The 21,804-nt window shown below is 66.2% G+C and carries 19 protein-coding genes; 14 read left to right on the plus strand and 5 right to left on the minus strand.

Annotation, left to right across the window (positions count from 1 at the left end):
* Positions 1-108 precede the first annotated feature (108 nt).
* The 3 genes from ACO06P_RS18690 (at position 109) to ACO06P_RS18700 (ending at position 2,534) form a co-directional block, all read left to right on the plus strand.
* Positions 109-1,176, plus strand: coding sequence for a hypothetical protein (locus ACO06P_RS18690; RefSeq protein WP_420346733.1), 1,068 nt, complete (start codon positions 109-111; stop codon positions 1,174-1,176).
* A 203-nt stretch (positions 1,177-1,379) separates the two neighbouring features.
* Positions 1,380-1,607 (plus strand): DUF2061 domain-containing protein, encoded by a 228-nt coding sequence (locus ACO06P_RS18695; RefSeq protein WP_420346734.1) that lies wholly within the window; start codon positions 1,380-1,382, stop codon positions 1,605-1,607.
* Positions 1,608-1,742: 135 nt separating this feature from the next.
* Entirely contained in the window at positions 1,743-2,534 is a 792-nt protein-coding gene (locus ACO06P_RS18700; RefSeq protein WP_420346735.1) for a hypothetical protein, read from the plus strand.
* 98 nt (positions 2,535-2,632) lie between these two features.
* Here the strand turns inward: ACO06P_RS18700 and ACO06P_RS18705 are convergent, their stop codons facing one another.
* From ACO06P_RS18705 to ACO06P_RS18720, 4 genes are all read right to left on the minus strand, one after another.
* Positions 2,633-2,893, minus strand: a complete 261-nt coding sequence (locus tag ACO06P_RS18705) for a hypothetical protein (protein WP_420346736.1) — start codon at positions 2,891-2,893, stop codon at positions 2,633-2,635.
* 109 nt (positions 2,894-3,002) lie between these two features.
* Positions 3,003-4,115 carry an Ldh family oxidoreductase gene (locus tag ACO06P_RS18710; RefSeq protein WP_420346737.1) on the minus strand — a complete coding sequence of 371 codons (1,113 nt, stop codon included), beginning with the start codon at positions 4,113-4,115 and terminating at the stop codon, positions 3,003-3,005.
* Complete coding sequence (locus tag ACO06P_RS18715; RefSeq protein ID WP_420346738.1) at positions 4,112-5,677, minus strand: UxaA family hydrolase; 1,566 nt, start codon at positions 5,675-5,677, stop codon at positions 4,112-4,114. Before ACO06P_RS18715 ends, ACO06P_RS18710 begins: the two co-directional genes overlap by 4 nt.
* A gap of 33 nt (positions 5,678-5,710) precedes the next feature.
* Positions 5,711-6,499 (minus strand): FadR/GntR family transcriptional regulator, encoded by a 789-nt coding sequence (locus ACO06P_RS18720; RefSeq protein WP_420346739.1) that lies wholly within the window; start codon positions 6,497-6,499, stop codon positions 5,711-5,713.
* A gap of 221 nt (positions 6,500-6,720) precedes the next feature.
* On the opposite strand from ACO06P_RS18720, the gene ACO06P_RS18725 reads away from it, so the two are divergent.
* From ACO06P_RS18725 to ACO06P_RS18740, 4 genes are all read left to right on the plus strand, one after another.
* Entirely contained in the window at positions 6,721-7,716 is a 996-nt protein-coding gene (locus tag ACO06P_RS18725; RefSeq protein ID WP_420346740.1) for a sialic acid TRAP transporter substrate-binding protein SiaP, read from the plus strand.
* Between the two features lie 110 nt (positions 7,717-7,826).
* Complete coding sequence (locus ACO06P_RS18730; protein WP_420346741.1) at positions 7,827-8,360, plus strand: TRAP transporter small permease; 534 nt, start codon at positions 7,827-7,829, stop codon at positions 8,358-8,360.
* Between the two features lie 65 nt (positions 8,361-8,425).
* On the plus strand, positions 8,426-9,706 hold the full coding sequence (locus ACO06P_RS18735; protein WP_421938143.1) for a TRAP transporter large permease: 1,281 nt from the start codon (positions 8,426-8,428) through the stop codon (positions 9,704-9,706).
* 27 nt (positions 9,707-9,733) lie between these two features.
* The gene (locus ACO06P_RS18740; protein ID WP_420346743.1) at positions 9,734-10,720 is read left to right on the plus strand and encodes a zinc-dependent alcohol dehydrogenase family protein; all 987 of its coding nucleotides are present in this window, start codon (positions 9,734-9,736) and stop codon (positions 10,718-10,720) included.
* A 7-nt stretch (positions 10,721-10,727) separates the two neighbouring features.
* Here the strand turns inward: ACO06P_RS18740 and ACO06P_RS18745 are convergent, their stop codons facing one another.
* Positions 10,728-11,285 carry a TetR/AcrR family transcriptional regulator gene (locus ACO06P_RS18745; protein ID WP_420346744.1) on the minus strand — a complete coding sequence of 186 codons (558 nt, stop codon included), beginning with the start codon at positions 11,283-11,285 and terminating at the stop codon, positions 10,728-10,730.
* Positions 11,286-11,659: 374 nt separating this feature from the next.
* On the opposite strand from ACO06P_RS18745, the gene ACO06P_RS18750 reads away from it, so the two are divergent.
* The 7 genes from ACO06P_RS18750 (at position 11,660) to ACO06P_RS18780 (ending at position 21,775) form a co-directional block, all read left to right on the plus strand.
* On the plus strand, positions 11,660-12,487 hold the full coding sequence (locus ACO06P_RS18750; RefSeq protein WP_420346745.1) for a MipA/OmpV family protein: 828 nt from the start codon (positions 11,660-11,662) through the stop codon (positions 12,485-12,487).
* 19 nt (positions 12,488-12,506) lie between these two features.
* Positions 12,507-13,724, plus strand: a complete 1,218-nt coding sequence (locus tag ACO06P_RS18755) for a fumarylacetoacetate hydrolase family protein (protein WP_420346746.1) — start codon at positions 12,507-12,509, stop codon at positions 13,722-13,724.
* Between the two features lie 446 nt (positions 13,725-14,170).
* Positions 14,171-15,838 carry a long-chain-fatty-acid--CoA ligase gene (locus ACO06P_RS18760; RefSeq protein WP_420346747.1) on the plus strand — a complete coding sequence of 556 codons (1,668 nt, stop codon included), beginning with the start codon at positions 14,171-14,173 and terminating at the stop codon, positions 15,836-15,838.
* Complete coding sequence (locus tag ACO06P_RS18765) at positions 15,835-16,233, plus strand: MerR family transcriptional regulator (RefSeq protein WP_420346748.1); 399 nt, start codon at positions 15,835-15,837, stop codon at positions 16,231-16,233. The genes ACO06P_RS18760 and ACO06P_RS18765 overlap by 4 nt, the downstream gene beginning before the upstream one ends.
* 66 nt (positions 16,234-16,299) lie before the next feature.
* Positions 16,300-17,439, plus strand: coding sequence for a thiolase family protein (locus tag ACO06P_RS18770; protein ID WP_420346749.1), 1,140 nt, complete (start codon positions 16,300-16,302; stop codon positions 17,437-17,439).
* The gene (locus ACO06P_RS18775; protein WP_420346750.1) at positions 17,439-19,769 is read left to right on the plus strand and encodes a 3-hydroxyacyl-CoA dehydrogenase NAD-binding domain-containing protein; all 2,331 of its coding nucleotides are present in this window, start codon (positions 17,439-17,441) and stop codon (positions 19,767-19,769) included. The genes ACO06P_RS18770 and ACO06P_RS18775 overlap by 1 nt, the downstream gene beginning before the upstream one ends.
* A 218-nt stretch (positions 19,770-19,987) precedes the next feature.
* Positions 19,988-21,775 (plus strand): acyl-CoA dehydrogenase C-terminal domain-containing protein, encoded by a 1,788-nt coding sequence (locus tag ACO06P_RS18780; RefSeq protein ID WP_420346751.1) that lies wholly within the window; start codon positions 19,988-19,990, stop codon positions 21,773-21,775.
* Positions 21,776-21,804: the final 29 nt, after the last annotated feature.

Consider the following 21,804-nt stretch of genomic DNA (forward strand, 5'->3'; position numbering starts at 1 on the left):
ACGTCGGCCGATCGGAATTGCCTCAGGGATACTCGTGCTATAGTTGAGCCAACCTGACGTTTGGGGAGGCGACCTCTGCGCGCTTTTTCTATGGTCTGCGGCATTGCGATGCTGACGCTCCTGGCTGCGCCGGAAGCGCTGCGCGCGGCCCCTGACCTGGACGACCCGGATCTGGATCTGAACACCCGCTTCATCCAGGGCAGCTTCGACATTCTCCTGCCGGACGGCTGGGTGGCCGCCCTGGACGAGAGCGGCACTGTCTTGGAGGCCGAGTCGCCGGAACGCCACAGTGTTTCGATCGTCGCACGCTATGAGCGGGACGACCAGTTGGCGCGTGCGCGCAGCTACCACATGCAACGGCTCACCAAAGACCCCAACTACGACGTCGAGATCTTCAGCGATGAATGGCTGCTCGATGACAAGCTGCGGCTTACGGTCTTCAACCCGAGTTTCACCGAGCGGAGCGGTATGGCGGAGCTCAACAATTCTCCGGCTTCGCCTTACCAGATCGTTGTCTTACGGCGGGGTGACGACCGGATTCCCGGACTGAACGCAGTCCTGTTCGTCTACGAGGAGGACCCAGGGAATCCGAAGTGGGCGGAGTTTCTTGTCACGCTCGTTGAGTCTGTACGCATTGCCAAGCGTCCGTCTCGCGGCGGCCCGCTTTATCAGCGTGTTTCTGGAGCCCCTCAGTTTACAGCGCCTGAGAACGAGGATCTGATTGGGTCCTGGCGTACGCGCAACATTATCGGGAGGGCAACCTTCAAAGACACCAGCCCCACCGACGTTACGATTGTAGACGCGGGCGTGGAGACATTGACCTTGGCTGCCGGTGGTCACTACAGCTCGGACTGGCAGTCCCTCTTCATGGCCCTGGATGACGGCGACTGGATCAACCGGGATGGCGAACATCGTGAGACCGGTCGGTGGTGGCTCGAAAACGGTGTCTTAACGTTGGCGCCATCCACGGCCGAAGGCCGCACCTTCAAGGATTCCAAAAGCAAGGGCGACTTTCTGCCTGCGACGGCCCAGGAGCGCCGCTACGAGGTAACCTTGCGGAGCGGTGCGCCAGTGCTCCGCGGGGTCTGCCCGATGTTCGCGCAGATGGAGTACTGCAAAGATCTCTACTCTGGCAGTCGGCGCGTTCTCGACTTCGTTCTGGAGCCGGCAGACTGACAAGCCGGCTCACCCGTCATTCTCGTGGCGCACCACGGAACGAAGCTAAATTCCTGATATTCATTGAGCTTTATCCCTTCAGCATGCCATGGCGACGGGGCCGGGGGGAGCGTTTTCCTGCGTCACAGCCCTTGACTTCGGCCTCGTTCACCTTTAAATGATAATAATTCGCAATTAGAATTATTCTAAAGAAAGGACGAGCCATGACCCGGGACCTGGCAAAAACCGCCTCCTTCGCGGTTGTGCACTTCGCCGTCGGCTTCGGCGTGACCTACGCTTTGACGGGCTCGGTGGTGATCGCCACCGGCGTGGCGCTTATCGAGCCGGCGGTGAACACGGTGGCGTTCTTCTTCCACGAGCGCGCCTGGGAGCGTTGGGGCAGAGGCAAGACCGTTCCTGCAGTCGCCGCAGGGGCCGCGCAGACCGCCTAGGCCGAGCCTTGCCGCCGTTCCCCCGTTCGGGCGCGGCGCAGAGGTCGCCGTGCGCCACAGTTTTGTTACACATTGATGAATCTTTTATGACGCAGTCTGGCTGCAGCCGACAATTCGCCGCGACCGGACCCGGACATGGCGCAGCTTGCTGCAACCACTTTGGAGCACCCGACGAAAAAACCCTCCGCCGTTTCGGCGGAGGTGAGGGGCGCGGTCACGGGGGTTGCCACTGCAGGGCGCAGCGTGACGATCAGCGCGCGCCGGCTCCTGTCCCTGCTGTGGCTGGCGGCTGCGACCATCGTCCTGCTCAGCCTGCTGCAGGACATCCTCATCTTCCTCGTCCCGGAGGCCGGCTTTTCCGATCGCATCTATCGGCTGGATCTCGATGCCGAGGCGAGCCTGCCAACGTGGTTCTCCTGCGCCCTGATGATGCTCTGCAGCCTGATGCTTTTCCTGGTCGCGGCGCAGGCGGCACAGGACCGTCTTTGGCCGGCGCTACCCTGGTTTCTGCTGGCGGCTATTTTCCTTCTGCTGTCGCTCGACGAGATCGCGATGGTGCACGAGTGGATTTCAGCCGCCCTGGCCGCAAGGATCGAAAACAGCGGTCTCTTCTATTTCGCCTGGACGCTGCCTGCCCTCATCATCTGCCTGCCGGGGCTGGTGTGCTTCCTGCCCTTCATTCTCCGTTTTCGGGGCCTCGATCGCGTCCTGCTGATCGGCTCCGCCATCGTTTTTCTGTCGGGGGCGGTCGGTATGGAGATGCTGGCGGGGGCCGAGGCCGAGGTCGCGGGCATCGACAGCCTGCGCTACCGACTGCTGGCAACGGTGGAGGAGAGCCTGGAGTACGCCGGTCTCCTCATATTCCTCACCTTCATCCTGCGCCAGCTCCGCGCGAGCTATGGCAGGACCGAGATCCGCTTTCTTTAGTCGCGCGTCTTCGCGGATCTGCTCTGGTTTTCCTGGTCTCCTCCGGGCGCCGGGTCCTCCCGCGCGGCTGACGCCGCTGGCGGACGCAGGGTCCCGGCCTAGCGCAGGCTGGAGAGGTTCGCGATCAGGGCCTGGTTGGAGCGCTCGATCTCATCGGCGATCTTGTGCGCCATGTCCTTGTCGTGACTGCAGCAGGCGAGCGCTGCCTCTCCGGATTGCTGGGCGGTTTCCCGCATCGCATCGGCCATCGCCGCTTCGATGACCTTGGAAAGAGCCGCCTTCTGCTCTTCCGACAGTTCGGCGCCGAGAACCTCGCGCGCGGCCTGCACGGCTTCCTGTGAACGGTCCTTCAGATTCATGCCCGACCCCTTTTTCCGGAGGTGTTGTCCTGCGGCCCTGAACCCTGTTGTGCCACAGAACCCGGCTCAAGGCGACCACCTGACCGGATGAGCCGCGCTCAGATGGCGCTTAGATGGCGCTCAGGGGCTCCAGGGAAAAGCGGTCCGCTAGTTCGGCGAAGACCTGCCAGTTGTGGGCGTCGAGCGGAATACCCCCGGCACTGCGTTCGTCCTCGACCGCCCACTCCCGGTCGCCGGCCGCCATCACGGTTTCGCCCGCCTGGCTCCGTTGGCCGCGCAGGGCGTCCAGATAGGCGGTCATGCGCTCTTCGTAACTCTCTTTCGGCAGGAAGGTCTCTGGCTTGAGCGCCAGAAAGAACTGTCCCATCACCCGCGGCTCGGCCCAGTCGGATTCGATCATGTTCGGAATCTCGTGGCTGAGGCGCATGCCGGTGAGCGCAGCGGAAAGCACCTCGATCATGCCCGCGAGGCCGGCGCCCTTGTAGCCGTAGGTGCTGCCGCCCAGCGGCAGCAGCGCCCGTGCGGCCTCGGGATCGCGAGTCACCTGGCTCTCCGCGTCGACCGCCACCTCCGGCGGGAGCGTCCGGTCGAGGGCCCTGAACTGCAGCACCCGGTTAAAGGGGATCGACGAGGTCGCCATGTCCAGCAGGTAGGGCCGGGCGCCGGCGACCGGCGCAGCGAAACTGATGGGATTGGTGCCGTGAAACTTCTCCCGGCCGCTGTGCGCCAGCACGCCCGAATCGCTGTTGCAGACGCAGAGCCCCAGGCAGCCGGCTTCCGCCGCCGCCAGGCTGTAGGCTCCGGCGGCGCCGAAGTGGGAGGAGTTGACCACCGAGACGGCGCCGACGCCGGCGTCTTCGGCCAGGCATACGGCCTCCTCCATGGCGCGGTAACCGGCGAGGTGTCCCAGGGCGTTGTCGGCATCCAGCATGCCCACGGCGGCCGCGCGCTTGTCGAAGCGCATCTGCGGGCGGCCCTTCACCCGTCCGCCCTCCAGCACCTTCACGTAGTGCGGCAGCAGGCGCACGCCGTGGGTGTCGACGCCGCGCAGGGAGGCGCCGACCAGGGCCCGTACGGCAGCCTCCGCGGAGGGTTCGTCGGCCCCGGCGGCGCGCAGCACCGCGCCGACGAAGTTCTCCAGCGCCGCCGCCGCAACGCGGTGGGGGGCGCCGGGGGCTTCGCTCGCCCGTTGCGCCGTGGCGTCGTCCAGAACCTGGCTCACATCACCGCTCCGATCTGCCAGGGGATGAACTCGGCATCGCCGAAGCCCAGCGCCTCGGACTTGGAGGGGGTGCCGCTGGCCACTGCCAGGATGCGCTCGAAAACCTGCTGTCCCACCTCGGCCACCGAAGCCTCGCCATCGGCGATGCCGCCGCAGTTGATGTCCATGTCCTCTTCCATGCGCCGGTACATGGCCGTGTTGGTGGCGAGCTTGATGGAGGGGGAGGGTTTGAAGCCGAAGACCGAACCGCGCCCGGTGGTGAAGCAGACCACGTTGGCGCCCGATGCCACCTGGCCGGTGACCGAGCAGGGGTCGTAGCCGGGCGAGTCCATGAAGACGAAGCCCTTGGCGGTCACCGCCTCGGCATACTTGTAGACGCCCATCAAGTTGGTGGTGCCGCCTTTGGCCGCCGCGCCCAGGGACTTCTCCAGGATCGTGGTCAGGCCGCCGGCCTTGTTGCCGGGGGAGGGATTGTTGTTCATCTCTCCGCCGTTGCGCTTGGTGTAGTCCTCCCACCAGCGGATGCGCTCGATCAGCTTCTCGCCGACCGCGCGGCTGGCGGCGCGGCGGGTCAGGAGGTGCTCGGCGCCATAGATCTCCGGCGTTTCGCTGAGGATCGCCGTACCGCCGTGGCGCACCAGCAGGTCCGCCGCGGCGCCGAGGGCCGGATTGGCGGTGATGCCGGAGTAGCCGTCCGAGCCGCCGCACTGCAGGGCGAGGGTCAGTTCGCTGGCCGGCACCGTCTCGCGGCGCGCGGCATCCGCAGCGGGCAGCATGGCCTTGATGCGCTCGATGGCCTCGTCCACCGTGCGCCTTGTCCCGCCGCTTTGCTGGATGGTGAGGGTCTGGAAGTTCTCGCCCTGCTTCAGGCCATAGGCATCCAACAGGAAGGGGATCTGATTCACCTCGCAGCCCAGGCCCACCATCAGCACCCCGGCGAAGTTGGGGTGGCGGGCATAGCCCCAGAGCGTGCGCTGCAGCGCCTCGTAGCCGTCGCCGCTGTCGGCCATGCCGCAGCCGGTGGAATGCACGAAGGCGGCGACCCCGTCGACGTTCGGATAGTCCTCCAGGATGCCGGTCTTGTTGAAGGCCTCGGCGATGTAGCGCGCCACCGTCGCCGAGCAGTTCACGGACGTGAGGATGCCGATGTAGTTGCGCGTGCCGGCCCGCCCGTCGGCGCGGCGGTACCCCTGGAAGGTGGCGCGCCGGTCGTCGGGGAAAAACTCGGTCGGCTTTGCCGCTTCGCAGAAGGCGTAGTCGCGCTCGAACTCGCCCATGGAGCAGTTGTGCACATGCACGTGCTCACCGGCCGCGATGGGCTTGGAGGCGAAGCCGATGACCTGATCGTACTTCACCACCGCTGCGTCCTTGTCGATGGCGCGGATGGCCAGCTTGTGGCCGGTGGGGATCCGGTTGACCGTGGTCACGCCTTCGCCCGGCACGTCGGTGCCTTCCAGGATATCGGCGCGGCTCACCACCACGTTGTCCTGGGGGCTGAGGCGGATGGTCAGGCCCGCGCCCTGAGCGCTGGCGGTCTCGCCGCCGTGGTCCGGTGCTGTCATGGCTTTGGCTCTGTGTCCTGTGTGTTCCGGTTTCTAGCGGCCGACCGCACGCTGGCCGCGGCGGCGCTCCTCATCATCGACTTCGCCGGCAAACTCCGCCTCCGAGATCCGCAGGAGGTCGTCGGCGACCCGGCGCAGGTGCGCATCCATGGTTTCCCGCGCACGCATCGGATCGCCCGCTCTCAAAGCATCGAGCACGCGCATATGGTCATCCAGCGACGCCGGGCGGACCTGGGCGGCGCGTACCCGCTCGTGCAGCTTGGCCCAGAGCGGGGAGGCTTCGCGCAGATCCCACAGCAACTCCACCATCTTGATCAAGGCGTTGTTGCGGGTCGCCCGGGCGATGGCCACGTGAAAGCTCCGGTCGCCGTTCTCGGTCTGAAAGCCGGAGCGGTGCTCCTCCGCCATCAGGCTGAGACTCGCCTCCAGGGCTGCGAAGTCGCTGTTTTGGATCTGCTGGGCGGCAAGGTAGGCAACCTGGCCTTCGATCAGCCGCCGCGCCTCGATCAACTCGAAGGGACCGAGCCCGAGTTCGGGAACCGGGTCGGCGCCGCCGGGTTCTGACGCCGCCGGGCGCGTGCCCTGGCGTTCGGTTGCAACGACGAAGATTCCTGAACCGACCCGCACCTCGACGAGGCCGGAAAGCTCCAGCGCGATCATCGCCTCCCGCACGGTGGCCCGGCTCACGCCCAGCTGCCGTGCCAGGTCGCGCTCCGCCGGCAGGCGTTCGCCCTTTGGAAACTCCCCCGCGGCGATCAGCTTCGCGAGCTGTTCGAAGACCTGCTGGAACAGGCGCTTGGTCTGAATCGCCTCGACCGGCATGACGCTGGGCTTTCCTCCGTTTCGGCAGGCACGCTGCGGGACTCCCGCCTGGAGCCCGAAGGCTACAGGGTTCCTGGCGCCGGCGCGCGCTGATTCCCTCTGGTCACAGGGTGCAAAGGAATGGTAGGAAGGTCAAGCTATCAGGTGGTCAGACCAATTATTCGGTACCGCGCACATCCCAAGGATGTGGCGTCTCAACAAAGAACCATCGGGAGGAAACGATGCCGACTTCGTGGAAGTCATCAGCTCTGATTGTCGCTGCCGCTGTCACCACAGCCGCCGTCCTTGGCGGCCCCTCGGGCCCGGCCGTTGCGGCCGAGACCCTGAAGTGGGCCCACGTCTACGAGACCGGATCTCCCTACCACAAGTGGGCCGAATGGGCGGCCGAGGAGGTCAAGAAGCGCTCGGACGGCCGCTATGCGGTCGAGGTCTTCCCGGCCTCCTCCCTGGGCAAGGAAGTCGACATCAACGAGGGCCTGACTCTCGGCACGGTCGACATCATCTATACCGGCCAGCTCTTTGCCGGGCGCTCCTACGGCCCGATCGCCATCGGCGGGTCGCCTTACATGTTCAGGGATTACGATCACTGGGCGGCCTACCGGGACAGCGGCCTGTTTCAGGAGATGGTCGGCGGCTACCGCGACAGCACCGGAAACGAAGTCATCACCCTGACCTACTACGGCCAGCGCCACGTGACCTCGAACAAGGAGATCAAGGCGCCGGACGACATGAACAACCTGAAGATCCGCGTCCCCAACGCGCCGCTCTACAAGATGTTCCCGGAGGCCGTCGGCGCCAACCCGACGCCGATCGCTTTCGCGGAGGTCTATCTGGCCCTGCAGCAGGGCGTGGTGGATGCGCAGGAGAATCCGCTGCCGACCATCCAGTTCAAAAAGTTCTACGAGGTCCAGGACTACATCACGCTCACCGGTCATATCACCGACGCGTTGATGACCATCGTTTCCGGGTCGACCTGGAACGGCCTCTCCGATGACGACAAGGCGCTGCTGGAGGGCGTCCTGAAAGAGGCCGCGCAGGGCGCGACGGACGAGATCATCGAGGCGGAGAAAAGCCTGGTGGCCTGGTTCCGCGACCAGGGCAAGACGGTCAACGAGGTTGACCGGGCCGCCTTCCGCGCCGCGGTGGTGCCGCTGCACAACGGGCCGGCGGCGACCTGGGATCAGGCGACCTACGACAAGCTTCAGGCCATCCAGTAGCCGGCCCTGGACCCGAGCATTGCATCCCCGAGCGTCACGTGAGCGATGACCGGAACGGAGGAAGGGAGGCGCCGCCCGCGCCTCCCGCTCCGCCGTCGGCCAAAGACCCTTTGTCCGAAGACCCCCTGTCCGAAGAGGGCGACAAGGCCATCGACCTGAGCGACATCAGGCCGGAGGACGGGCTCGTTCTGGTGATCTTCTGGGTGCTGGCGGCGGTCGTCTTTCTCCAGTTCTTTTCCCGCTACGTCCTGAACGATTCCATCGGCTGGACGGAAGAGATTGCGCGCTACCTCCTGATCGGCGTCACCTTCGTCGGTGCCGGCCTTGCCGTGCGCAAGAACAGCCACATCGCGGTCGAGTTCTTCTATCGCTACCTGCCCGGTGTCTGGGGACGGGCCTTCTCGACCTTCGTCGACCTGCTGCGGGTGGTTTTCTTTGCCGCCTGCACGTGGATCACCGCCAAGCTGGCGCTCAGAACCAACCAGAAGATGGCCTCCATCGAGCTGGGCAAGGACGTGGTCTACTGGGTCGTTTTCGCTGCCTTCGTGGCGATGACGCTCTATGCGCTGCGCGTGGCCTGGCGTCACTGGCGCCAGGGCTACTCCGCACTGACGCGGCCCGGCGGGCGCCAGATGATCGATTGACCCGATGATCGATTGGCCAGGTGATCGATTGACCAGATGACCGTTTTGACCGGGACCCTTTTGCGATGCTGATGGCGCTTCTTTTCATCATGGTCTTCGTGCTGCTGGTGCTCGGGGTACCGATCGCCATTGCACTGGCCTTTTCGTCGCTGGTCTTCATCCTGCTGTCGGGCCAGGTGCCCGACCTGGTGGTGATCCACCGCATGGTGAACGGCGTCGACTCCTTTCCCCTGCTGGCGGTGCCCTTTTTCATCCTGGCGGGCAACCTGATGAACACCGCCGGCATCACCAACCGCATCTTCGACTTCGCCAAGGCCTGCGTCGGCTGGATGCGCGGCGGGCTGGGCCACGTCAACGTCGGTGCCAGCGTGGTCTTTGCCGGCATGTCGGGGGCGGCGGTGGCCGACGCCGGCGGGCTTGGCACCATCGAGATCAAGGCGATGCGCGACGCCGGCTATGACGCGGACTTTGCCGTCGGCGTGACCGCGGCCTCCTCGACCATCGGGCCGATCATTCCCCCCTCGCTGCCGATGGTGATCTACGGCGTCGTCGCCTCGGCCTCCATCGGCCAGCTCTTCGCCGCCGGGTTCATTCCCGGCCTGCTGATGGCCGCCGCCCTGATGGTCATGGTCGCCTGGTACGCGCGCAAGCGGAACTACCCGCGCGATGCGCGCTTCGCCTGGGGCCTGCTGCTCGGCAGCCTGCGCCGCGCCTTCCTCTCGCTGCTGACCCCGGTGATCATCGTCGGCGGCATCCTGGGCGGCGTCTTCACCCCGACGGAGGCGGCCATCGCCGCTTCGGCCTATGCCCTGCTTCTTGGTGTGCTGGTCTACCGCACCCTGACCATCCGCCGCCTGCTGCGCGTCAGCTACGACACCATCGAGACGACGGCGATCGTCATGTTCATCGTGGCTGCGGCCTCGATCTTCGCCTGGATCCTCACCAGCAACCGGGTGACCGAGCTCTTCGCCGACTTGATCCTGCAGGTCACCGAGAACCCGATCCTGATCCTGCTGATGATCAACATCATCCTGCTGATCGTCGGCTGTTTCATGGAAACCATTGCCGCTATCACCATTCTGGTGCCGGTGCTGCTGCCGATCGTCGTCAAGCTCGGCATCGACCCCGTGCACTTCGGTGTGGTGATGGTGCTGAACCTGATGATCGGCCTGCTGACGCCGCCGGTCGGTATGGTGATCTACGTGCTCTCGCGGGTCTCCGGCGTGCCCTTCGAGCGTTGCGTCGCCTCCACCGTGCCCTTTCTCGTACCGCTGGTCGCCGTCCTGATGCTGATCACCTTCGTGCCCGGGATTTCCATGTTCCTGCCGACCCTGATCTATCGCTGAGGCGGGGTGCTTGCTAGGCTGAGGCCTATGCGAGCGATGGTTCTGCGTCACGAGGCCGCCGGCGCACTGGAAGCGGCAGACCTTCCTTTGCCCGAGCCGGGCCCCGGTCAGATCCGCCTGAAGGTCAGTGCCTGCGGGGTCTGCCGCACCGACCTGCATGTCGTCGACGGCGAGCTGCCCGACCCTAAGCTGCCCATCGTTCCCGGCCACGAGATTGTCGGCGCGGTGGAGGCGCTGGGCGCGGGCGTCGAGCGCTTCGAAGTCGGACAGCGCGTCGGCGTGCCCTGGCTCGGCTTTTCCTGCGGCACCTGCGGTTACTGCACGACGGGGCGGGAGAACCTCTGCGGCGAAGCGCGCTACACCGGCTACCAGATCGACGGCGGCTATGCCGAGCACTGCCTGGCCGACGCGCGCTATGCCTTCGCCCTGCCGGAGGGCTACAGCGACTCCGAGGCGGCGCCGCTGCTCTGTGCCGGCCTCATCGGCCACCGCGCCTACCGCATGGCCGGCGAGGCGAAGCGCCTCGGCGTCTACGGCTTCGGCGCTGCCGCCCACATCATGATCCAGGTCGCACTCTGGGAGGGGCGGGAGGTCTTCGCCTTCACCCGTCCCGGCGATGAAGAGGCGCAAGGCTTCGCCCGCGGCCTCGGCGCTGCCTGGGCCGGCGCCTCCGGCGAGGCGCCGCCCGAGGAGCTCGACGCCGCCATTCTCTTCGCCCCGGTCGGCGCTCTGGTGCCGGAGGCGTTGAGACGCACGGCGCGCGGCGGCACCGTGGTCTGCGCCGGCATACACATGAGCGACATCCCGAGCTTTCCGTACCGCATCCTCTGGGAGGAGCGCACGCTCCGCTCCGTCGCCAACCTGACGCGCCGGGATGCCGAGGAGTTCCTGGCCCTGGCGCCCAAGGTGCCGGTCAGGACCCACACCCGCGACTATCCCCTCGCCGAGGCCAACCGGGCGCTGGACGACCTGCGCGCGGGGCGGCTTCAGGGCGCCGCGGTGCTGCGGCCCTGATCGACCGTTACCGAGTCAGGTAGCCCACGACCGCTGCGGTCAGCTCGTCTTCGACCTTCTGGGCATCCACCGCCGGCCCCTGCCCGAGAACGGCGGCATGGCAGCAGGACTCCACCATGTTGAGGATGATGAAGGCCGCAGTGTCGAAATCCGTCACCGTCACTTCGGCCCGGTGGCTCATCAGCCAGCCGCGAATCTGGGCGTGAATGCCGTTGAGCAGCGTCGTGCGCGTCTCCGGGTTCACCGAGGCCGGCACGGTTTCCGAAAGCGTGCGGTGCAGGTCCGGGTCCAGCAGGTGGGAGTCCAGGCTGGCGCGGATCAGCAGGCGGGTGGCGACCGCCAGCGGTTGTCCGGCGGCCTCGGCGAAGGCGGCGGCCATCACGGCACTGAGGTCGGCATGGTGGCGCCGCTGCACGGCGGCGACGATGGCGTCCTTGTTGGGGAAGTACTGGTAGAGCGAGCCGACGCTGGTGCCGGCCCGCTCGGCGATGCGGTTGGTGCTGGCTGCGGCATAGCCTTCTTCGGCGAGCACTTTCCAGGTCGCCTCGACGATGGCGTCGACCATCGCGCGGGAGCGCTCCTGGCGCGGCTGGCGCCGTACCTTGGCCGGGCGGCAGACCCCGGATGGACGTGAGGATTTACTCATATTGGAGGCAGGTTAACCCGCTTCCGCGGTCCCGTCGACTGCCTTGGGCGGCCCGAAACGCGAGTAGGGTGCAGCGCAGGGTGTCCCGTCTATCCTTTTGACGATGCTTATATAAAGCAGCATTCCTGAGCCCCCGCAGTTCGCGCGGCACGGTTTTGCTGCACTGCGGAATGCGAGTTTCCAGAACGTAAGCCCTTGCTCACACTGCAGCCACAACCGCCGCCAAGACCCGGCACCGGGCCGGCGGCGCCGATCAGCTCTCAAGTGGACAATGCAAGAGGAGGTTCCGGAACGTGCAGCAGCACTTCGTGTCCTTTCGTTCCTTACTGCCGGCGCTTGCCGGCGGCGCCATGCTGTTTCCCGTCGCAACCCTGGCCCAGGACGGCCAGTCCGAAGACGGCGGCGGCGGGGTGAGCGGCTTTATCGCGCTCGGCCCCGCTCTCTCGCCGGAGTACGAGGGCGCCTCCGATTACGAGGCCGTGCCCCTCATCATCAGCCGGATCGAGGGCTATGGCCTGGGTCTGGAGATCGACGGCCTCGACGCGCGGCTCAACCTGCGCAACCGGCCGGGGCTGCAGTTCGGCCCCTCCTTCACCTATCGTCCGGGCCGCGACGACGTGAGCAGCAATGCCGTCGACCGCCTGTCGGAAATCGACGACGCCATCGAACTGGGCGGCTTTCTGCGCTACCAGTTCGTCGAGGTCCTGCGGCCGCAGGACGAACTGGAACTTGGCATCGAGGTCCTGGCCGATGTCACCGGCACCCATGAAGGGCTGACCGTCGGCCTCGGCGGCGGCTATGCAACCTTCTTTGCGCAGCGCTGGCGCTTCGGTTTCGATGCCGGCGTCACCTTTGCCAGCGACGACTATGCGGAGACCTACTTCGGGATCGACGCGGCCGACTCCGCGCGCAGCGGCCTCTCGGCGTTCGACGCCGAAGGCGGCCTGAAGGACGTCGTGGCGGAGATTTCGCTCGGCTATGCCTTCTCCGAACGCTGGGGCGTCGTCGGCCGTCTCGAATACACCCGTCTCGTCGGCGATGCCGCCGACAGTCCGGTCGTCGATGACGAGGGTTCGCCGGACCAGGTCTTCGCCGGTCTCGCCATTTCCTTCTCCTTCTGACGCAAATCGGGAGTCCATCATGACCATCAGCAAGAAACGATGCGCACTTCTGGTTTCGGCCGTGGTCGTCGCGGCGGTCTATGCCGGTTACTTCCTGATCTGTGCATCCCCGTCCGGGTCCCTCGAGACGGCGGAGGTCGGCCCGCAGCCGGCCGGATCGATCGCGCCCTTCGAGGAGGCGCTGACCTTCGCGCGGCTGGGCGGCGCCGAGGGGTCCGAAACAGTGCTGCTGGTGACCGGTGAGGCGGAGGAAGCTGTGATCGGCATCGACCTCGCGCCGCTGCTGGACGGGCAGGTCGGCGATGCCTTCGACGCCATCCGCAGGCTCGGCCGCCCGGCGTTGCTCGAACTGGCGCGCAACCCCGCGGGCATGGCCCGGCGCTACGGGGTCGAGCGGCTGATGCCGGTGGCGCAGGGGGAAGAACACATCGCCTTCGGCACCAACTTCGCCGACCACGGGGAGGAGGTGAACAACGACGGCGTTTTCGCTTTTCCGAAGTTCACCCGCCCGACGGCTGCCCTTGGCGCCTTTGGCGTCGATGCCGAGGCCGGGCTCTTCGACTACGAGGTCGAACTCTGCATGCGCTTCGACCGGGATATCCGCAACATCGGTGACTTCGATGCCGCCCTGAAAGGAGTCTTTCTCTGCGGCGACTTCACCGACCGCGCGGCGCTGCTGCGCAACCTGCCCGATGAAGAGAATCTGAGCGGCCTCGGCTTCAGCGACGCGAAAAGCGGTCAGGGCCGCATGCCGACCGGGCCCTACCTGGTGGTGCCCGAAGACTGGCGCCGCTTTGTCTCGGAGGAGGCGATCGCGACCGTCCGGAACGGCACGCCGATGCAGTCCGGTTCCGGTGCGGAGATGATCCTCGATTTCCGGCAGATGGCCGGCTTCGTGCTGGAGGCCGGCGATGCCGCGCGCTGGGTGTTCGAAGGCCGCCCTGTGCCTCTGACCGCCGACGGTGTGCTTCGCCGGGGCACGGTGCTGCTGTCCGGCACACCGGCGGGCATCCTGTTCCGTCCGCCGACGGAGCGGGAGATCGGCTGCGGGGCGGTTGCTTATGTTTGTCTTGCCGGCTTCCTCTCCGTCGCCTCGCCGCGCGACTACGTGATTGAGCGCGCCATCGAGCGGGATCTGGAAAGCCGGCGCTTCCTGCAACCGGGCGACCGGGTGGAGCACAGCAGCAGCCGTCTCGGACGGATCGCCATTGCCGTGATCGCAGCGTCCCCCGAATAGCGGCGGCCGGTCCCAGGCCTGCGCGGGCTGCCGGCCCGGCCTCTCCCTTCCCCGGAGGCCGGGCCGGCGCATTTTTCGCCATTCCCGTCAGCATCTCATCCTGACACACTTCCAGGTGGCAATCGGCGATGCCGAAACCTGACCGAATTTGACACAATGTCCGCTAGTTCACGTATGCGTCATGTTCTTGACGTTATCTGGCAAAACGTTACATGTATAGAGAGTCGTAATCACTTGGTCGGACACTTGTGAGCCGGCGGTTTCTGCGGTGCGCCTTCGGGCCTGCCGCTCGCCGCCGGGTTTGAGGCACAGGGTGCGGCGGCGCCAAACCATCGCTGCCGACAACAACCGCATGGTGAGACATGGCCCTAGACCAATCCAGTGTCGCTGATCCCGGGCAGCCCTGGGACAAAAGCTATCCGCCCGGCGTCACGTGGGACGGCCCGGTGCTTCAGGAACCGCTTTATCTGGCTTTCGACCGGGCGGTGGCCGGGTACGGCGGCCAGCCCTGTCTCGACTTCCTGGGCAAGCGCTACAGCTATCAGCAGGTCAGCGATCTTGTCGACCGCGCCGCGCGGGGCTTCCAGGATCTGGGGGTCGCGAAGCGCAGCCGGGTCGCGCTCTTCCTGCCCAACACGCCCTACTACGTGATCTGTTACTTCGCGCTGATGAAGCTGGGCGCCATCGTCGTCAACGTGAACCCGCTCTACGCCGAGGAGGAGGTCATCGACCTGCTGGCGGATTCCGGCGCCGAGGTGGCGGTCACCCTGGACCTGAAGCTGCTGCTGCCCAAGCTGGTCACCGCCTTCAGGAAAACGCCGCTGAAGAAGGTCGTGGTCTGCGCCATGGGCGACATCCTGCGCTTCCCAAAGCGCCAGCTCTTCGCCATCGCCAAGCGCGGCGAGCTGGCCAAGATGCCGAAGGACGACGGCTATCTCGCCTTTTCCCGCATGATCGACAACGACGGCCGGTTCGAGCCGGCGGAAGTGGCCGTCGAAGACGTCGCGGTGCTGCAGTACACCGGCGGCACCACCGGTACGCCCAAGGGCGCGATGCTGACCCACGGCAACCTCTCCGCCAACACCAGCCAGCTCTGGACCTGGTTCATCGGCGCCGAGATGGGCAAGGAACGCATGATGGCGGTGCTGCCGCTGTTCCATGTCTTCGCCATGACGGTGATCATGCATCTCGGCATCCGCGGCGCGGCGGAGATCGTTCTGCTGCCGCGCTTCGAGATCACCATGCTGCTGAAGGCGATCGCCCGCACCAAGCCGACCTGCTTTCCCGGTGTACCTACGCTCTACAACGCCATCATCCACTACCCGAAGCTGGCGCGCTACGACCTCTCCTGCATCAACTACTGCCTCTCCGGCGGCGCCTCTCTGCCGCAGGAGGTGCGCGAGGGTTTCCAGAACCTCACCGGCTGCAACGTGTTGGAGGGCTACGGCCTCAGCGAGACCTCCCCGGTGGTTACCTGCAACCCGCTGATCGGAACGCAGAAGGATGGCTCCATCGGCCTGCCCATGCCCGGCACCACCATCGAGATCCGCTCCCTGGAGAACCCCGACAAGCTGATGCCCCTGGGCGAGGTGGGCGAAATCTGCATCCGCGGACCCCAGGTGATGGCCGGCTACTGGCAGCGGCCCGAGGAAACCGCACAGACGCTGCGCGCCGGCAGCGTCCATACCGGCGACGTCGGCTACATGGACGAGGAGGGCTATACCTTCCTTATCGACCGCCTCAAGGAGGTGATCATCTCCGGCGGCTACAACGTCTACCCACGTCACATAGAAGAAGCGATCTACCGGCATCCGCTGGTGGCGGAGGTCACGGTCATCGGCGTGCCGGACGACTATCGCGGCGAAGTGCCCAAGGCCTTCATCCGTCTGAAGGAGGGTGAGCACCTGACACTGGAAGCCCTGCAGGACTTCCTGAAGGACAAGCTCTCGCCCATGGAGATGCCGCGTCAGGCAGAGTTCCGGGACGAGCTGCCGAAGACCATGATCGGCAAGCTCTCCAAGAAAGAACTGATCGCCGAGGAGCGTGCCAAACACGCCGCTGCAGCATCGCCGCAAGAGGCGGGGTCGGTGAACCAGGGGCAAAACCGTTCATGACAAAGCTCTACTCGGTGACCGAGCTGGCGCAGGAACTGGACGTCACGCCGCGGGCCTTGCGCTTCTATGAGGACAAGGGCCTGATCGCGCCGCAGCGCGCCGGGAAGACGCGCGTCTACACGCACCGCGACCGCGGACGCATGATCCTGATCCTGCGCGGAAAACGCCTCGGGTTTTCGCTGAAGGAGATTGCCGAGTGGCTCGATCTCTATGACAGCGACCCGGGCCAGGTCGAACAGATGCGCCTGACCCTCAACAAGGCCCGTGATCGCATCGAGACCCTGGAGGCGCAGCATCGCGATCTGCAGCAGACGCTCGACGAATTGCGCAGCATTGCCTCCGACGTGGAGGATTTTCTGAAGTCCAAGGGCGCCAGTATCGAGGCCGCCGAGTAACCGTCTTACGCTCCGCCGCCGGCATCTGCGCTGCGGTCCGGAGTTCAACGCCGAAAGGTCCGACCCATGCACAAGAACGTTGTTATCGCAGGCTACGCCCGTTCCCCCTTTCACTTCGCCAACAAGGGCGACCTTGTGAAGGTTCGCCCGGACGAAATGGCGGCCCAGGTGGTGCGCGGCCTGATCGGCAAGACCGGGGTCGATCCCAAGGACATCGAGGACCTGATCGTCGGCTGCGCCTTCCCCGAAGGCGAGCAGGGCTTGAACGTGGCGCGGCTGATCGGCTTTCTCGCGGACCTGCCGATCTCGGTTGCCGGCACGACGGTGAACCGTTTCTGCGGTTCTTCCATGCAGTCGATCCACATGGCTGCCGGCAACATTCAGATGGACGCCGGCGAGGCCTTTATCTGCGCCGGCATCGAGTCCATGAGCCGGGTGCCGATGGCGGGCTTCAACCCGCTGCTCCACCCCGGCCTCGCCGAACGGTTCCCCCAGGCCTACATCTCCATGGGCGAAACGGCGGAGAACGTCGCGCAGAAGCACCAGATCCCGCGCGGCCGGCAGGAGGAGTTTGCCGTCTCCAGCCACGTCAAGGCCGCCGCGGCCCAGGCTGCCGGCAAGCTGAGCGACGAGATCGTCCCCATCCAGGCCAACGGCATGGCGGTGGAGGCCGACGGCTGCATCCGGCCCGACACCTCCGCCGAGGCCCTGGCGGAGCTGAAGCCGGCCTTCTCGACGGACGGCAGCGTCACCGCCGGCACTGCTTCTCCGCTCACCGACGGCGCCTCCGCCGTGCTGGTAACCTCGGAGGACTACGCCAAGGCCCACGGGCTGCAGCCGCTGGCAAAGCTGCGCTCGATCGCCGTGGCCGGCTGCGATCCGGAGGTCATGGGCATCGGTCCGGTGGCGGCCAGCCGCAAGGCGCTGGAGCGCGCGGGCATCGCGGTCGGCGATCTCGACATCATCGAGCTGAACGAGGCCTTCGCTTCCCAGGCGCTGGCTTGCGCCGACGAGCTGGGCCTCGATCTCGACAAGACCAACATCGACGGCGGTGCCATCGCCCTCGGCCACCCCCTGGGCGCGACCGGCGCACGCATCACCGGCAAGGCCGCGCAGCTGCTCAAGCGCGAAGGCAAGCAACTCGCCCTCTCGACGCAGTGCATCGGCGGCGGCCAGGGCATCGCCACGGTGCTGGAGGCGGCCTGATGACCATCGCATCCGCTGCCGTCATCGGCGCTGGCGTGATGGGGGCGGGCATCGCCGCGCATCTTGCCAACGCGGGCGTGCCCGTGCTGCTTCTGGACGTCGTGCCCAAGGAGGGCGGCAACCGCAACGCCCTCGCCGAGGGGGCCATCGCCAAGATGCTGAAGGCCGATCCGGCGCCCTTCATGTCCAAGCGCCTGGCCAAGCTCGTCACTCCCGGCAACGTCGAGGACGACCTGGAGAAGCTGGCCGGGGTCGACTGGATCGTCGAAGCGGTGATCGAGGACCCGGAGATCAAGCGCGCCCTCTATGAGAAGATCGAAGCGGTGCGTAAGGACGGCTCCATTGTCTCCTCCAACACCTCGACCCTGCCGCTGTCGCTTTTGACCCAGGACATGCCGGCCCGCTTTCAGGGCGACTTCCTGATCACCCACTTCTTCAACCCGCCGCGCTACATGCCGCTGCTGGAGCTGGTGGTGGGGAAGAAAACCCGGGCCGAGGTGCTGGACACCATGACCGCCTTCGCCGACCAGTCGCTCGGCAAGGGCGTGGTGCTCTGTCACGACACGCCGGGCTTTGTCGCCAACCGCATCGGCACCTTCTGGCTGCAGTGCGCGGTGGTGGAGACCCTGGAGCGCGGGCTGACGGTCGAGGAGGCCGATGCCGTCATGGGCCGGCCCATCGGCGTGCCCAAGACCGGTGTCTTCGCGCTGTTGGATCTGGTCGGCCTCGACCTTATGCCCAAGGTGGACGCCTCGCTCGCCGCCACCCTGACCAAGGACGATCCCTACCAGGGCCTGCGCAAGCCCTTCCCCCTTCTGGAGAAGATGATTGCCGAGGGCTACACGGGCCGCAAAGGCAAGGGTGGCTTCTACCGCCTGAACAAGGCCAACGGCGCGCGGGTGAAAGAGGCCATCGATCTGGAGAGCGGCGACTACGCGCCGGCGCAGAAGCCGTCGCTGGCCAGCGTCTCCGCCAGCCGTCGCGGCGGCCCTAAGGCGCTGGTGGCCCATGGCGACAAGGGCGGGCAGTTCGCCTGGGCAGTCCTCTCCCGGACTCTCTCTTACGCAGCCGCCCTGGTGCCGGAGATTGCCGACGACGTGCCCGCCGTCGACCGGGCCATGCGCCTTGGCTACAACTGGAAATTCGGGCCCTTCGAACTGATCGACAAACTGGGCGCCGCCGACTTCGCCGAACGGCTGAAGGCCGAAGGGCGTCCTGTTCCGCCGCTGCTGGAAAAGGCTGCGGCGGCGGAGGGCTTCTACCGGGTCCAGGACGGCCGCCTGCAGCACCTGACCGTAGAGGGCGGCTATGCCGATGTCGAACGGGGCGAGGGCGTCCTGCTGCTCTCCGACGTGAAGCTTGGCAGCGAGCCCTTGGCGAAGAACGGCTCGGCCTCTCTCTGGGACATCGGCGACGGTGTCGTCTGCCTGGAGATCCACACCAAGTTCAACACCATCGATCCCGAGGTCTTCAAGATCATCGGCCAGGCCGTTCAGTTCGTGCCGAAGGAGCACAAGGCGCTGGTGATCTACAACGAGGGCAGCCACTTCTCCGCCGGCGCCAACCTCGGCTTGGCCATGTTCGCCGCCAATGTCGGCGCCTGGCCGATGATCGAGGACATGGTGGCCCAGGGCCAGAAGATCTACACGGCCCTGAAACGCGCACCCTTCCCGGTGGTGGCCGCGCCCTCCGGCCTGGCGCTGGGCGGCGGCTGCGAGATCCTGCTCGCCTCCGACGCCGTGCAGGCCCATGCCGAGAGCTACATCGGCCTCGTCGAGGCCGGCGTCGGCGTGGTGCCGGCCTGGGGCGGCTGCAAGGAACTGCTGAGCCGTCTCGCCCGCGACCCCAAGCGCCCCAAGGGACCGATGCCGCCGGTCGCCAAGGCCTTCGAGACCATCGGCATGGCGCAGGTCGCCAAGTCCGCCTTCGAGGCCAAGGAACTGGGCTTCCTGCGTGGCGAGGACCACGTCACCTTCAACCGCGAGCGTCTGCTGGCCGATGCCAAGGAAAAGGCGCTTTCCCTGGTTGAGGGCTACCAGCCGCCGGAGCCTGTCGAGCTCAGCCTGCCCGGCCCCTCCGGCAAGGCCTCCATCGCTTTTGCCCTGCGCGACCTCTACGCCAAGGGTGTAGCGACCGAGCACGACATGGTGGTGGCGAGCGAACTCGCCGACGTTCTGACCGGCGGCGATGGCGCCGACCATACCGAGCCGGTGAGCGAGGACGCGGTTCTGAAGATGGAGCGGGAAGCCTTCATGCGCCTCGTGCGCACCCCCGGCACCCTGGCCCGGGTCGAGCACACCCTGGAAACCGGCAAGCCCCTGCGCAACTAGAGGCCTTGCACGTGAAGATGAAAAGAGTCGGCCCAGCGATTGACCCCTTGCTTCGAGACGCCCCCGGAGTGTTCCGGGGGCTCCTCAGCATGAGGTCAATCGACCCGCAGCTTTGCCTCACCCTGAGGAGGACCGAAGGTCCGTCTCGAAGGGCGAGGCAAGGCGGGCCGAAGAATCGCATTGCTGCGCGTTAGAGCAAGACACCGAGGAACCAGACCATGGTCAGCTATTCCGCCCCCTTGGACGACATCCGTTTCGTGCTTTACGACCTGCTGGATTACGACGGCAGGGTCGCGAGCCTGCCGGGCTATGAGGAAGCGGGCCGGGAGCTGGCAGACGCGGTGATCGAGGAGGCGGCGAAGCTCTGTGAAAACGAGCTGCTGCCGCTGAATCAGCCCGGCGACGAGGAAGGCTGCACCTTCGAAAACGGCGTCGTGCGCACGCCCAAGGGCTTCAAGGAACTCTACGATGCCTTCTGCGAGGGCGGCTGGAACGGCCTGGCGCTCAGCCCCGACTACGGCGGCCAGGGCCTGCCCAAGACCCTGCAGTTCGTCTTCACCGAGCTGATCTGCTCGACCAACCTCAGCTTCGGCATGTATCCGGGTCTGACCCACGGCGCCTGCAATGCCCTGGAGCTGCACGGCAGCGACGAGCAGAAGGCCACCTTTCTGCCCAACATGATCCACGGCCGCTGGTCCGGGACCATGTGCCTGACGGAGCCGCACTGCGGCACCGACCTGGGCCTGATCCGCACCAAGGCGGAGCCCGACGGCAACGGCAGCTACAAGATCACCGGGACCAAGATCTTCATCTCCGCCGGCGAGCACGACCTGAGTGAAAACATCGTCCACCTGGTGCTGGCCAAGCTGCCGGACGCGCCGGAGGGGTCCAAAGGTATCTCGCTGTTCATCGTGCCCAAGTTCCTGGTCAAGGACGACGGCTCGGTCGGTCCGCGCAACGGCGTTGCCTGCGGCTCCATCGAGCACAAGATGGGCATCAAGGCGTCCTCCACCTGCGTCATGAATTTCGATGAGGCGGAGGGCTATCTGGTGGGCGAGCCCCACACTGGCATGGCCAAGATGTTCACCATGATGAACGTCGCGCGCCTCGACGTCGGCATGCAGGGCTTGGGCCTGGCGGAGACCGCCTACCAGTCGGCCGCGGCCTACGCCAAGGAGCGCCTGCAGGGCCGCTCGCTTGCAGGCCCGCAGCACCCGGACAAGCCCGCCGACCCCATCATCGTGCATCCGGACGTGCGCAAGAACCTGCTCACTATGAAGGCCTACAACGAGGGCGCGCGGGCGCTTGCCCTCTGGGTCGCCATGGCCGTGGACGTTGCCGAGAAGCATCCCGACGAAGGGGTGCGGCAGGAGGCGGACGACCTGGTCGCGCTGATGACGCCGATCATCAAGTCCTTCTTCACCGATCACGGCTTTGAGGCCACCAACACCGGCATGCAGGTCTTCGGCGGCCACGGCTACATCCGCGAGTGGGGCATGGAGCAGCTGGTGCGCGACGCCCGCATCGCCCAGATCTACGAGGGCGCCAACGGCATTCAGGCGCTCGACCTGGTGGGCCGCAAGCTCGGCCAGAACATGGGCCGGCTGCTGCGCCGCTTCTTCCACCCGGTCCAGGCCTTCATCGAGGAACATCAGACCGACCCGCAGATGGCGGAGTTCGTGGCGCCGCTCGCCAAGGTGCTCAGCCGCCTGCAGCAATCCACGCTCTGGATCGCCCAGCAGGGCCTGAAGGACCCGGAGGAGGCCGGTGCCGCCGCCACCGACTACCTGAACCTCTTCGCGCTGACGGCGCTCGCCTACGTCTGGGCGCGCATGGTGAAGGTCAGCCTCGACAAATCCAACGGCGAGATGCCGGAGTTCCACGAGGCCAAACTCGCCACCGCACGCTTCTTCTTCCAGCGTCTCTTGCCCAGGAGTTCCGGCCTCTTCGCCGCCATCATGGCCGGCAAGGCCCCGCTGATGGAGATGAAGGAAGCCGCGTTTTAGCATCACGCGGTTCACCCGCAATTGATGTT

Origin of the sequence: Pelagibius sp. (assembly GCF_965227505.1) — a bacterium.
Taxonomy (GTDB): domain Bacteria; phylum Pseudomonadota; class Alphaproteobacteria; order Kiloniellales; family Kiloniellaceae; genus Pelagibius.

Bases quoted from the DNA above. Each gene is read 5' to 3' on its own strand.
- ACO06P_RS18690 (WP_420346733.1), top strand. From the start codon at position 109: ATGCTGACGCTCCTGGCTGCGCCGGAAGCGCTGCGCGCGGCCCCTGAC.
- ACO06P_RS18695 (WP_420346734.1), top strand. From the start codon at position 1,380: ATGACCCGGGACCTGGCAAAAACCGCCTCCTTCGCGGTTGTGCACTTC.
- ACO06P_RS18700 (WP_420346735.1), top strand. From the start codon at position 1,743: ATGGCGCAGCTTGCTGCAACCACTTTGGAGCACCCGACGAAAAAACCC.
- ACO06P_RS18705 (WP_420346736.1), bottom strand. From the start codon at position 2,893: ATGAATCTGAAGGACCGTTCACAGGAAGCCGTGCAGGCCGCGCGCGAG.
- ACO06P_RS18715 (WP_420346738.1), bottom strand. From the start codon at position 5,677: ATGACAGCACCGGACCACGGCGGCGAGACCGCCAGCGCTCAGGGCGCG.
- ACO06P_RS18720 (WP_420346739.1), bottom strand. From the start codon at position 6,499: ATGCCGGTCGAGGCGATTCAGACCAAGCGCCTGTTCCAGCAGGTCTTC.
- ACO06P_RS18725 (WP_420346740.1), top strand. From the start codon at position 6,721: ATGCCGACTTCGTGGAAGTCATCAGCTCTGATTGTCGCTGCCGCTGTC.
- ACO06P_RS18735 (WP_421938143.1), top strand. From the start codon at position 8,426: ATGCTGATGGCGCTTCTTTTCATCATGGTCTTCGTGCTGCTGGTGCTC.
- ACO06P_RS18740 (WP_420346743.1), top strand. From the start codon at position 9,734: ATGCGAGCGATGGTTCTGCGTCACGAGGCCGCCGGCGCACTGGAAGCG.
- ACO06P_RS18745 (WP_420346744.1), bottom strand. From the start codon at position 11,285: ATGGTCGACGCCATCGTCGAGGCGACCTGGAAAGTGCTCGCCGAAGAA.
- ACO06P_RS18755 (WP_420346746.1), top strand. From the start codon at position 12,507: ATGACCATCAGCAAGAAACGATGCGCACTTCTGGTTTCGGCCGTGGTC.
- ACO06P_RS18765 (WP_420346748.1), top strand. From the start codon at position 15,835: ATGACAAAGCTCTACTCGGTGACCGAGCTGGCGCAGGAACTGGACGTC.
- ACO06P_RS18770 (WP_420346749.1), top strand. From the start codon at position 16,300: ATGCACAAGAACGTTGTTATCGCAGGCTACGCCCGTTCCCCCTTTCAC.
- ACO06P_RS18775 (WP_420346750.1), top strand. From the start codon at position 17,439: ATGACCATCGCATCCGCTGCCGTCATCGGCGCTGGCGTGATGGGGGCG.
- ACO06P_RS18780 (WP_420346751.1), top strand. From the start codon at position 19,988: ATGGTCAGCTATTCCGCCCCCTTGGACGACATCCGTTTCGTGCTTTAC.